At 76.3% G+C, this 11,651-nt stretch carries 8 protein-coding genes; 2 read left to right on the forward strand and 6 right to left on the reverse strand.

Annotation, left to right across the window (positions count from 1 at the left end):
- Positions 1-66 precede the first annotated feature (66 nt).
- Entirely contained in the window at positions 67-1,125 is a 1,059-nt protein-coding gene (gene disA, locus ACFVHB_RS39145) for a DNA integrity scanning diadenylate cyclase DisA (RefSeq protein ID WP_148644934.1), read from the reverse strand.
- Positions 1,126-1,312: 187 nt separating this feature from the next.
- Complete coding sequence (gene radA, locus ACFVHB_RS39150) at positions 1,313-2,824, reverse strand: DNA repair protein RadA (RefSeq protein ID WP_380332573.1); 1,512 nt, start codon at positions 2,822-2,824, stop codon at positions 1,313-1,315.
- Positions 2,825-3,100: 276 nt separating this feature from the next.
- Between radA and ACFVHB_RS39155 the strand changes: the two genes are divergently transcribed.
- Positions 3,101-5,200, forward strand: a complete 2,100-nt coding sequence (locus ACFVHB_RS39155; RefSeq protein WP_380332575.1) for a sigma-70 family RNA polymerase sigma factor — start codon at positions 3,101-3,103, stop codon at positions 5,198-5,200.
- Positions 5,201-5,280: 80 nt separating this feature from the next.
- On the opposite strand, the gene ACFVHB_RS39160 is transcribed toward ACFVHB_RS39155, so the two are convergent.
- The 3 genes from ACFVHB_RS39160 to ACFVHB_RS39170 all read right to left on the reverse strand — a co-directional run bounded on the left by ACFVHB_RS39160 (position 5,281) and on the right by ACFVHB_RS39170 (position 8,940).
- Positions 5,281-5,952 (reverse strand): GAP family protein, encoded by a 672-nt coding sequence (locus ACFVHB_RS39160; protein WP_380332578.1) that lies wholly within the window; start codon positions 5,950-5,952, stop codon positions 5,281-5,283.
- 164 nt (positions 5,953-6,116) lie between these two features.
- Positions 6,117-7,451 (reverse strand): DUF1254 domain-containing protein, encoded by a 1,335-nt coding sequence (locus tag ACFVHB_RS39165; protein ID WP_380332580.1) that lies wholly within the window; start codon positions 7,449-7,451, stop codon positions 6,117-6,119.
- A gap of 163 nt (positions 7,452-7,614) precedes the next feature.
- A complete protein-coding gene (locus tag ACFVHB_RS39170) occupies positions 7,615-8,940 on the reverse strand; it encodes a DUF1254 domain-containing protein (RefSeq protein ID WP_380332583.1) in 1,326 nt (441 codons plus the stop codon).
- 270 nt (positions 8,941-9,210) lie between these two features.
- On the opposite strand from ACFVHB_RS39170, the gene ACFVHB_RS39175 reads away from it, so the two are divergent.
- Positions 9,211-10,266 (forward strand): NAD-dependent epimerase/dehydratase family protein, encoded by a 1,056-nt coding sequence (locus ACFVHB_RS39175; protein WP_380332586.1) that lies wholly within the window; start codon positions 9,211-9,213, stop codon positions 10,264-10,266.
- A gap of 277 nt (positions 10,267-10,543) precedes the next feature.
- Here ACFVHB_RS39175 and ACFVHB_RS39180 read toward each other — a convergent pair whose 3' ends face one another.
- Entirely contained in the window at positions 10,544-11,593 is a 1,050-nt protein-coding gene (locus tag ACFVHB_RS39180) for a family 2 encapsulin nanocompartment cargo protein polyprenyl transferase (RefSeq protein WP_380332589.1), read from the reverse strand.
- Positions 11,594-11,651 lie beyond the last annotated feature (58 nt).

Below are 11,651 nucleotides of genomic sequence, written 5' to 3' on the forward strand. Positions count from 1 at the left end.
CGAGGACGGCCCCCGGGCATGCTCCCCGGGGGCCGTCCTCGTACGCGGGCGGGCGCGGTGCGCCGGTCAGACGTAGCGCTCCAGGATGGACGATTCAGCAAGGCGGGACAGGCCCTCGCGGACCGAGCGGGCCCGGGTCTCGCCGACGCCCTCGACCGTCTGCAGGTCGTCGATGCTGGCCGCCAGCAGCTTCTGCAGGCCGCCGAAGTGCTCGACCAGGCGCTCTATCACCGTGTTCGGCAGCCGCGGGATCTTGGCCAGCAGCCGGTAGCCGCGCGGCGAGACCGCGGAGTCCAGCGACTCCGGCGAGCCCGAGTAGCCGAGCGCCTTGGCCACCGTCTGCAGGTCGAGCAGCTCGGCGTGGGTCAGCGCCTCCAGGTCGGCCAGCACCTCGGTGACCGTCCGGCCCTTCTTGGCGGCCCGCTCGGGGAAGTAGTCCCGGGCGACCAGCTCGCGCTCCGGCTCCACGCCCGCGATCAGCTCGTCCAGCTGGAGCGAGAGCAGCCGGCCGTCGATGCCGAGCTCCAGCACGTAGCCGGCGATCTCGGTGGCGATCAGCCGGACCATCTCCAGCCGCTGGGCGACGGCGGTGACGTCCCGCACCGTCACCAGGTCCTCGATCTCCAGCGCGGAGAGCGTGCCGGCCACCTCGTCCAGCCGGAGCTTGTACCGCTCCAGGGTGGCCAGCGCCTGGTTGGCCCGGGAGAGGACGGTGGTGGAGTCCTCCAGCACCCGGCGGGTGCCGTTGACGTACATGGCGATCAGCCGCATCGAGTGCGAGACCGCCACCACCGGGAAGCCGGTCTGCCGGTTGACCCGCTCCGCGGTGCGGTGGCGGGTGCCGGTCTCGTCGGTGGGGATGGTGGAGTCCGGCATCAGGTGCACGCCGGCCCGGACGATCTTGGTGATGTCCTTGTCCAGCACCACGGCGCCGTCGAGCTTGCACAGCTCGCGCAGCCTGGTCGCGGTGAACTCGACGTCCAGGACGAAGCCGCCGGTGCAGATCGACTCGACCGTCTTGTCGAAGCCGAGCACGATCAGACCACCGGTGTTGGCCCGCAGCACCCGTTCCAGGCCGTCACGCAGCCCCGTTCCGGGCGCGATGGCGGTGAGGGAGGCCCGCAGCAGGGCCTCCTCGCGGGAGGACTTGTCCGCCCGGTCGCTGGCTGCCACGTGACTCCTCCGGTCGACCCCGTACCGCGCGCCTCGCGCCGTGCGCCGGCCTACGGTCTGTTGCTCTGTCGCTTAGTACTGCCTTTTCGCCAATAGACAGGGGAAAGTCTAACTGCGTGCGGCTTCGACAGGGCTTGGGTCAGCGCAGTTCGTCGGAGTCGAGGGGCTCCCACCCCTCCATCAGCTCCTCCGGGTAGGCCGTGACGGGGGGTGCGGCGGCGGCCCGGCGCGGGGTGGGCGGCGCCGACGGTGCCTCACCCCGCGGCTTGGCGGGCGCGCGGCGGCGGCCCGGGATGGCCCGCAGCGCCTCGCCGATGTCGGCCACCTCGACCACCTTCATGCCCGCCGGCACCTTGCCCGGGTCCGGCGGGACCAGCGCGTGGGTGAACCCCAGCCGGTGCGCCTCGGCCAGCCGCCGCTGCACACCCGTCACCCGCCGGACCTCGCCCGCCAGGCCGACCTCGCCGATCGCCACCAGGTTGCTCGGGAGCGGGGTGTCCGAGGAGGAGCTGGCCACCGCGAGGGCGACCGCGAGGTCGGCCGAGGGCTCGCTCAGCTTCACCCCGCCGACCGTCGCGGTGTAGATGTCCTGCTTGCCGAGCTTGACCCCGCCGTGCCGCTCGACCACGGCCAGGATCATCGCGATCCGGGGCGACTCCAGGCCCGAGGTGGTGCGGCGCGGGGACGGGATCTGCGAGTCCACCATCAGCGCCTGCACCTCCGCGACCAGCGGCCGCTTGCCCTCCAGGGTGACGGTCAGGCAGGTGCCCGGGACGGGCTTGTCACGCCTGGTCAGGAAGAGGCCGGACGGGTCGGCCAGGCCGGCGATGCCCTCGTCGTGCAGCTCGAAGCAGCCCACCTCGTCGGTGGCGCCGTACCGGTTCTTGACCCCGCGGATGAGCCGCAGCCGGGCGTGCCGGTCCCCCTCGAAGCTCAGCACCACGTCCACCAGGTGCTCCAGCAGGCGGGGGCCGGCGATCTGGCCGTCCTTGGTGACGTGGCCGACCAGCAGGGTGGCCATGCCGCGCTCCTTGGACGCCCGGATCAGCGCGTTCGCCACCTCGCGGACCTGGGCCGGGCCGCCGGGCGCGCCGTCCAGCTCGGCGGAGGCGATGGTCTGCACCGAGTCCAGGATCAGCAGGCCGGGGTTGACCGCCTCGATGTGCCCGAGGACGGCGCCGAGGTCGGACTCGGCGGCCAGGTAGAGGTGCTCCGAGAGCGCGTTGATCCGGTCCGCCCGCAGCCGGACCTGGCCGGCCGACTCCTCGCCGGTGACGTAGAGCGTCCGGTGCTGCGCGGTCGCCGCCTTGGCCGCGACGTCCAACAGCAGGGTGGACTTGCCGACGCCCGGCTCGCCCGCCAGCAGCACCACGGCGCCGGGGACCAGGCCGCCGCCGAGCACCCGGTCCAGCTCCGGCACGCCGGTGGAGCGGGCCGTCGCCACCTGGCCGTCCACCTGGGCGATCGGGCGGGCGGGGGCGCTCACCGGGCCGGCGGCCGTCGTCCGGATCGGCACCGCGCCGTACTCCTCGACCGTGCCCCAGGCGTTGCACTCCGGGCAGCGGCCGACCCATTTGGGCAGCTGGTTGCCGCACTCGGTGCAGCGGTACGCCGGGCGCGGCTTGGCGGAGGTCTTGGTACGGGCAGCCATGCGGTCACCGTAGCGCCTGGGTCCGACAACGGGCCGGGGGCGGGGGCGCGGGTGGGGCGCGGGCGGGGGGCAGGGTGGCGAGCTCGGGCGGGGAGCGCGGGCATCGGGCGGGGAGCGCGGGCCGCGTCCGGGGGCTCGCGGGCCGCGTCCGGGGGCTCGCGGGCCGCGTCCGGGGGCTCGCGGGCGGTCCACGAACGGGCGATGTTGTTACCCGAAAGAAGTACAACAGCGGGGAACGGCCGGAACGGCGACTCCCGGCTCTCTACCGTCGGACGGGTGACAACGCGTACTGAAGGGCCGCGCGACCTCGTGCTCGCGGCGTACGAGCGGCAGGTGGACGGCCTGTTCACCTACTGCCTCTCGGTGCTGTGCGAACACGACGCGGCCCTGGCCGCCCTGCGCGAGGTGCGTGAGCTGGCGCTGCGGCACGGCGCGCGGCTGGCCGAGCCCGGGATGGTGCGGGCCTGGCTGTACTCGCTGGCGCGCTACTGCTGCCTGCGGCGGCTGGAGGACGGCGCGGGCCGGGGCACCCCTCCGGCGGACACCCCTTCGGCGGACCTCCCCACGACGGACACCCCTTCGGCGGACCTCCCGACCGCGGACCTCCCGGGCGTGGGTGCCCTTCCGGTGGGGGCCGGGGCGGCGCTCCCGGCCGCGGAGGCGGCCCGGCGGCGGCGCGAGCTGGCCTCGCTGGCCTGGCCCGAGGCGGCCGGCACCGACGCCGAGCAGCGCGAGGCGTTGGAGCTCTCGGTCCGCCACCGGCTCAGCCCGATCGAGGTGGCGGCCGTGCTGGGCGTCCCGTTCGAGACCGCCCGCACCCTGCTCGCCTCGGCCGCGACCGAGGTCGGCCGGACCAGGGAGGCCCTGCTGGTGCTCGGCGTCGGCAGCTGCCCCGAACTGGACCGCCTCGGCGGGGCGGGCGCGGAGAGCTGGCGGGACTGGGTGCTCGGCCCGGCGCTGCGCCGCGAGCTGGTGCGGCACGTGGTGGACTGCCCGACCTGCCGGGGCACGGCCGAGCGGGTGGCCGACGAGGTCGCGGACGGGGCGGCGGGCCTCTCCGGGCTGCCGGTGCTCCCCGCGCCGGGGGTGGAGCCGGTCGGGGTGGCGGAGGCGGCGGGCGGGGCCGGGCGGGGCGGCGGGGTGCCGTTCCTGCCGCGCGCGGTCGGGGCTCCGGCCGGCCGGCGGACGGCCGTCCCGGCGCCGGTGGTCGAGCCGGGCCTGCGGTTCGACCGGAGCGGGTTCCCGCGGCACCGCGCACCGGACGCGGGCCGCGCGCTGGCGGTGCGCCGTCGGGTGGTGACCACCGGGGTGCTGGCCGCGGTGCTGGCCGCGCCTGTGGTCGCGCTGTGGGCCGGCCACCGGGGCGGCGGCGGGCCGGGAACGGCCGCGGCCGTCTCCTCGGTCCGGGTCGGGGAGGACCGGGCCGGCGCGCGGCCCGGCGACCCCGGGGTGACCGACGGGCGGCCCGGGCAGGTCGGGCAGGTCGGCGGGGCGGTGGGCGCGGTCGGGGCGGCTCCGGTGGTGGCCGGGCTGGAGCTGGCCGGAGCCGGGGCGATGCCTGCAGAAACGTTGCTCCCCGGGATCCAGGGGCCGGCGATCCCGGTTCCGGCGCACGGGGCGACCCCGCTCGGCAGTCCGACGCTGGTCGCCGCGCCGGCGCCGGTGACGGGCCCCGGTCCCTGGAACGGCGGGGCCGGGGGCGGCGGGGCCGGGAGCGGCGGGGTGCCCGCGTCGGGCGGGCTGCTGACCGTCGAGGCGGGCGATTACGGCACCCGGACCGTGCTGACCCTCACCAACTCCGGCGTCACCGAGATCCGCTGGCACGCCGAGGTGGACGCCGGCTGGCTCAGGCTCAGCCGGGACGCCGGAACGCTCGCCCCCGGCCAGCGGATCACCGTGATCGTCACGGTCGACGAGAACCTCGCCCCGGCCGCGCACTGGACCGCCCGGATCGCGCTGCGGCCCTCGCAGGCGGTGGTCACCCTGGAGGGCGGCCCGCACCACCGGGGCGGCTCCACCTCGGCCCCGGCCGAGCCGACGGAGAGCGCGACGGCCGGGCCGACGAGCGGGCCGACGGCCGGGCCGACGAGTGGGCCGACGGCCGGTCCGACGGCCGGTCCGACGGGATCGGGGTCACCCTCGCCGGGCGGGACGCCGAGCACCGCGCCGCCCGGGCCCGGGCCGACGGGCGGGCCGTCCTCGCCGCCGTCCTCGCCCCCGGCCTCCCCCGGCGGCACCGCCCCGCCGACGGCGGGACCGTCGTCCGCCGCGCCGACCGCGACGGCGTCCGCCCCGCCCTCGTCCCCGCCGTCGCAGGGCGGGGGCGCCGCGGCCGGACCCCGGTCGGCCGGCAGCCGGTCCGCGTCGCCGCGCTGAGCCGGTACGGGGTGGTCGGTACGGATTGGGCAGCGGGGTGGTCGGTACGGGGTGGTCGGCGGGGTGGTCGGTACGGGGCATCAGCCGGTCAGGCCCGAGATCGCGTCGCCGACGTACTTCGTGCCGAGGACGACCAGCACCACGACCGTGATCGCCGCGTTGTGCGCCGCCAGCCACGCCTTCCACTCCCCCAGCACCCGGGCCGACCGGTCACCGCCGAACAGGTGGACCGCGAGCGGCAGCAGCGTGCAGAGCGAGCCGATCAGCACCATCAGCGCGGCCGCGCCCGCCTTGCCGCCGGCCGAGGCCGTGCTGGTCGCGATCGCGACGGCGCCGCCGACCGCCAGCACCAGGTTCTTCGGGTTCGCCACCACCAGGGCCGCCGCCAGCCCGGCCGACCGGCCCGGGGTGAAGCGGTCGACGGCCCGCATCCACCGGGGCGGGCCGTGCACGTGGCCGGCGCGCGGGCGGTCCCGCCACTGCTCGACCCCGAGCAGCAGGAACAGCGCGCCCAACGCCAGCTCCAGCCACCACGCCCAGGCGGGTTCCGCCGCGTCGGCGCCCAGCCCCGAGCCGGCCCACACCACCACCGTGACCACGGCCGCCAGCGCCGTCACCCAGCCGGCCGTGAACGCGGTCCCGTTGACCCGGCCCCTCGGCGTGGCCAGCAGCAGGACCACCGCGATCAACGTCAGCGGGCTGATCGCGATCCCCACGGCCGAGGCGAGCATCCGGCCGACGGCGTCGCCCATCCGTGCGTCCCTTCGTCGGTGCGGTGCCCGCGCGGCGGCGCGGTGCCCCTCGGCCGTGGGGGAGGCCGCGTGGGGCGGGTGCGGGGGCGCCGCCCCGGGACGGTGCGGGGGCCGGGTCGGTCGGCGCGGGGCCGCGGGCCGGTTCGGGCGGCCCCGGGAGCGGCTCAGCTCCGCTCGATGGGCGGCACCCGGTAACTGCCGTCCAGGGCGGTCGGCTTCGGCTGGTAGAGCCGGATGACCGGGCGGAACCCGCCCTCCGGGGTCGGCAGCCAGTTCGCGGCCCCGGCCGGGTCGGCGGGCCGGTCGTGCTGGAGCCGCAGCGTCAGCGAGCCGTCCTCGCCGTACACCAGGCCGGGGGTCCGGTCGCCGATCGAGTACCGCGCGATCGGGTTCGCCACCAGGTGGTACTCGGGCAGGTCGTACATGGTGACGGACCAGAAGGCGTCGACCGGCGGTGGCTGGTCGAAGCGCAGCGTGTAGCGGTGCTCCCCGCTGAGCGGGCGGCCGTCGGCGTCGTCCTGGGTCATCGCGTGCAGCGCCTCGTAGGCGTGGCTGCCCCAGAGGCCGGTGCGGGCGGCGGCGGCCCGGCTGAGGTAGGCGGCGCGGCGGTCGGGGATGCGCCACTCGGGGTCGTCGAGCGTGCCGGGGCCGAGGAAGTCGACGTTGTAGTCGAACAGGTGCGGCACCGAGCGCCACTCACCGGGCGGATGGTCCTCCGGCGGCCGGATGGCGTCCTCGACCCGTTCCCGGCCGGCCGCCAGGCCCCTGAGCAGGGTGAGGGTCCACTCGGGCGCGGCGGCCCGGTACGGCGAGGCGCCGGTGTCGAGCAGGCCGAGCGGGGCGAACCGCTGCTGGTACTCGACGTCCGGTGCGGCGGGCGGGAAGGCCGCCATCCAGACCCGCAGCCGTTCGAAGAACGCCAGCCGCTCGGGCACGTCGGGGTCCGGTTCGGGCAGCCCGGCGGCCAGCCCGCCCGGCTCCAGCGGTTCGAGCGTCAGCCCGGCCTGGAGGGCCCGGACCCGGGGCAGGTCGTCCGGGCCGGTGCAGGCGAAGCGGCCGACGATGGTGGCCACGGTGGTCGGTGCGACGATCACGTGCGCGTGGTCCGCGGTGGTGCCGTGCCAGGCGGGCGGGACGATCAGCCAGGTCTGCGCGCCGGTGCCGGTGGCCCGCCGGCCGACGTAGGCGAAGTTGTCGGTCCACGCGCCGACGAACTGCAGCACGTAGTACGCCCCGGCGGTGTCCGGCACGCGCAGCACCTGCGGACCCTCGGAGAGGTCGAGCTGGGCGATCGAGTAGACGGTGTCGTTGTTGACCGAGACGAACGGGTCCTCCGGGCCGGCCAGCCGGCCGGCGTGACTGAGGTGGTTGAACGGAGCCGCCGGCATGGTGCCCAAGCCGCCCTCGGTGAAGCGCTCGACCATCGTGAGGGCGGAGACCAGCGGGTAGCCGTAGACGTAGGCGTCGGCGGCCAGGGCCTCCAGCTCGGGCTGGTTCATCAGGGGTCCTTTGCGGGTGCGGGCGGGTTCGGCGGGCGGGGGTCCGGCGGGGGTCGCGGGGGTCCGGCGGGGGTCCGGCGGGGGTCCGGCGGGGGTCCGGCGGGCGGGGACAGCGCGGGGCGGGGCTGACGCGGTAGCGCGGGCCGGTCCGGGCCGGCGTGGGTCAGCGCGGGGTCAGCGGCGGGAGCGTCCAGCGGCCGTCGAGGGCCGACGCGTCGGGACCGTAGAGCCGGACCACCACCACGAACGGGCCGTCCGGCGCGGGCAGCCAGTTGGCCGAGTTCTGGGCGTTGGCGGGCCGCTTGTGCTGGACGTACAGGGTGAGGCCGCCGTCCGGGTCGCGGACCAGCCCGGGGGTGCGGTCGCCGATCGAGTAGCGGTCCAGGGTGTTGTCGACGAGCAGGCGGTCCGGGAGCGCGTACATGGTGGCCGACCAGAAGTACCGCGCGGGCGGCAGACCGTCCGGTGCGAACCGCACCACGTAGTCGCGCTCGCTGGTGTTCGGCGGGCGGTTGCCCTCGCTGTCGGTCTCCCAGCCGGTGTACCAGGCCTCCGTCTCGGGCAGCCCGTACAGGCCCTTCATCGCACCGATCGCCTGCTTCAGGTAGGCGGTGCCGACCTGCTCGCGGGTGCCGAAGATCCCGCTGGAGCCGGTGGTGTCGGCGGCGGCGCGGTCCAGTTCGGCCCGGCCGTCGGCGATTCCGCGCTCGATCTCGGCGCGGACCCCGATCGGCAGGGCGGCCGGCTCGAACTCGCCTCGGCCGTCGATGCCGAGGTCGGTCAGGCGGCCGCGCAGGTCCGCCTCGGCGGCGGGGGCGGGGAAGAAGCCCAGCAGGAAGTCCAGGAAGCCGAAGAACTCGATGGTGTCCATCACCTCCTCGCGCCAGACCGGCCAGACCGGGTGCGGGGCCGGCTCCGGCGCGGGCGTGCCGGCGTACTCGTGCAGCGGGCGCAGCCGGTACCGCTGCTGGATCTCCTTCAGCTCCTCGACGGCCTCGGGCGAGTTGTCGGGCAGGTGGGTGCGGCCGACGATGCCGACCAGCTGGGTGGCGGCGCGGATGACGCCCCGGACGCCCGCGGGCACCTCGCCCTGCCAGCCCGGGCCGGCCACCAGGTAGTCGCCGGCCTCCCGGCCGGTGGCCCGGGTGCCGATGAACCCGGCGTACACGGTGTCGAGGTCGTGCAGCGGGAGGACGTAGTAGCGGTCCACGGCAGGGACGGAGACCACCCAGGGCTCGGTGCGCAGGTCGAGCCAGGCCCAGGAGTACGGGGTGTCGTTGTTGGGGGTGACGACGTCGGTGTTGGCCGGGGTGAAGGGCTGTGGGTAGTGCCGGAAGACGCCGAAGCCGCCGACGTGGCGCGGGTCGGCGTCGTCCACCGCCTGCGCGTACATGGTGCGGTAGTTCTGCAGGATCGGATAGCCGCGGACCCAGGCCTCGGCGGCGGTCGCACGGATGGTGGCCGGGTCCACGAGTGCCGGGTTGACCATGCTGTCGCTCTCCCAGTGCCGGAGCTCTGCCCAAATCAGACATATCGGTACACCGGGGATGCTATGCGGACCCCCTGGGATCAGCACCTCGACCGACCGGGCCCGGGTCGACCGCCGGGTCGGGCCTCCTCGGTCCTCGGCTTCCTCGGCCTCCTCGCCCTCCTCGGGGCTCTCGTGCCTCCCGGGGCTCTCGTGCCTCCCGGGGCGCGCGGCCTCTGCCGTGAGCGAATCGGCGCATGCGGAGCAGCGGGCGGAGGCAGCCTTGCCGGTATGAAGATCCTCCTGCTGGGCGGTTCATCGTTCCTCGGACGCGCCTTCGCCTGCGAAGCCCTGAGCCGGGGCCACGAGGTGACCACCTTCAACCGCGGCCGCTCCCACGCCGACCCGCCCGGGGTCGAGGCCGTCCGCGGCGAACGCGACTCGGCCGAGGACCTGGCGCGGCTGGTCGGGGGGCGGCACTGGGACGCCGTCGTCGACACCTCCGCCCAGCAGCCCGCCCAGGCCGCGCTCTCCGCCCGGCTGCTGCGCGAGCACGCCGGCCACTACACCTTCGTCTCCTCCGTGCACGCCTTCGCCGACTGGCCGGCCCGGGTCATCACCGAGGACTCGCCGCTGCACCCCTGCCCCGCCGACACCCCGCCCGACCAGCCGTTCAGCACCGCGCTCAAGGCCGGTTGCGAGCGGGCGGTCCAGGAGTACTTCGGCGCCGGGCGCACGCTGATCCTGAACAGCGGGCTGCTGATCGGCCCGTACGAGAACGGCGGCCGCCTGCCCTGGTGGCTGGAGCGGATGGCCCGCGGCGGCCCGGTCCTGGCGCCGGGCGATCCGGAGCGGGCGATGCAGGTGATCGACGTCCGCGACTTCGCGGCCTTCGGCGTGGACGTGCTGGCCGCCGGGCACACCGGCCGCTACCTCACCACCGCGCCCGCCGGGAACGTCACCTTCGGGGAGTTCCTCGCCACCTGCCGCGAGGTGGTCGGCGAGCCGGCCGGCGGCCGGCCGCGAGCCGAGCTGGTCTGGGTACCGGACGGCCCGCTGCTCGCCGAGGGCCCGGACAGCGTCCAGCCGTGGCTGGAACTGCCGCTCTGGGCGCCCGCCGGGCCGGAGTTCGCGGGTGTCTGGCTCGCCGACACCACCCGCGCGCAGTCGGCCGGGCTGCGCTGCCGGCCGTTCGCCGAGACCGCACGCGACACCTGGGCCTGGCTCCAGCAGCGTGGGCCGGCCGAGGACACCGACGCCGACGGCCGCAAGGGGCGCAAGGGCGCGCCCCACCTCCAGGGGATCGTCCCCGCCAAGGAGCAGCGACTGCTCGCTGCGCTCACGTAGCGGCGGCGGTACGGGCGCCCGGCGTCCCGGGGTTGCCGAACTGCGGCAGGCAGGAGTGCGGAGGGCCGGACTGCGGAGGGCCGGACCGAGGAGGGCCGGACCGCGGAGGGCAGGAGTGCGGAGGAGTGGGGAGTGGGCCCGGGCGCGCTCGCACCCCCGGCGCCGGGGCCCCCCCCGCCGCGGGGGGGCCCCCGGGGCGCCCCCCCCCCCGCGGGCCCCGCCCCCCCCGCCGGTACGGCCACCGCGGGCGGCCGCCGCACCGGACCGGCGCGCCCGGTCAGTGCGTGCGGCGGGTGACCAGCTCGGCGAGGGCGAGCAGTTCGTCGGCGGCGGACGGCTCGGGCACCGCCGTGGCCAGCAGGCCGAGCGCCGCGGCCATCCGCTCGCAGGACTCCCCCTGGGCCCAGCCGCGCCCGCCGGCCCCCTCGACCGCGACCGCGCAGCGGCTCAACTCCTCCGGGCTGAGCGGGCGCTCCAGCGCGTACAGCTCGGCCAGGACGCCCCCCTCGGCCGTCCCCGAGCCGAGCGCCGCCACCACCGGCAGCGACTTCTTGCGCGCGACCAAGTCCGCCCCGACCGGCTTCCCGGTGACGGCCGGATCGCCCCAGATCCCGATCAGGTCGTCGATCAGCTGGAACGCCAGGCCGATCTCGCGGCCGAAGCCGTCCATCGCCTGCGCGGCCTCCTCCGAGGCCCCCGCGTACTGCGCGCCCATCGCACACGCGGCGCCGAGCAGCGCCCCCGTCTTGGCCTCCGCCATCGCCAGGCACTCGGCGAGCGAAACGTCACTGCGCCGCTCGAAGGCGCAGTCGATCTGCTGGCCCTCGCAGAGCTCGACCACGCAGTCGGTGAGCCGGCGGACGGCGCCCTGGGCGGCCGGGTGGGCGTCCTCGGCGAGCAGGCGCAGCGCCAGCGAGTGCATGGCGTCCCCCGCCAGGATGGCCTCGGTGGTGCCGAACACCCGCCAGGCGGTGGGGCGGTGACGTCTCGTCTCGTCGCGGTCGATGACGTCGTCGTGGAGCAGGGTGAAGTTGTGGACCAGCTCGACGGCGGCCGCGGCGGCGGTGGCCGAGGCCGGACTGCCGCCGAGGGCCTGGGTGGCGGCCAGCACCAGCGCGGGCCTGATCGCCTTGCCGGAGGACGCGTCGGCGGGGGTGCCGTCCGCCTCCCACCAACCGAAGTGGTAGCCGGCCACCTTGCGCATCGAGCCGGGCAGCGAGTCGACGGCGGCGCGCAGGACCGGGTCGACCAGGCCACGGGCGCGGGCGAGCACGTCCTGTGCCTCGTGGCCCTCGCGGTGGTCACGCTCCAGCGTGAAGATTCCCATGGGTTCCTCCCCCTCGATATGGCGATGGCGCCGGGCGGCGACGGGCGCGGCCCGTCGC

Source organism: Kitasatospora sp. NPDC127111 (genome assembly GCF_042677465.1).
Taxonomy (GTDB): Bacteria; Actinomycetota; Actinomycetes; order Streptomycetales; family Streptomycetaceae; genus Kitasatospora.

Bases quoted from the DNA above. Each gene is read 5' to 3' on its own strand.
- ACFVHB_RS39165 (WP_380332580.1), bottom strand. From the start codon at position 7,451: ATGAACCAGCCCGAGCTGGAGGCCCTGGCCGCCGACGCCTACGTCTAC.
- ACFVHB_RS39170 (WP_380332583.1), bottom strand. From the start codon at position 8,940: ATGGTCAACCCGGCACTCGTGGACCCGGCCACCATCCGTGCGACCGCC.
- ACFVHB_RS39180 (WP_380332589.1), bottom strand. From the start codon at position 11,593: ATGGGAATCTTCACGCTGGAGCGTGACCACCGCGAGGGCCACGAGGCA.
- ACFVHB_RS39175 (WP_380332586.1), top strand. From the start codon at position 9,211: ATGAAGATCCTCCTGCTGGGCGGTTCATCGTTCCTCGGACGCGCCTTC.
- ACFVHB_RS39160 (WP_380332578.1), bottom strand. From the start codon at position 5,952: ATGGGCGACGCCGTCGGCCGGATGCTCGCCTCGGCCGTGGGGATCGCG.
- radA (WP_380332573.1), bottom strand. From the start codon at position 2,824: ATGGCTGCCCGTACCAAGACCTCCGCCAAGCCGCGCCCGGCGTACCGC.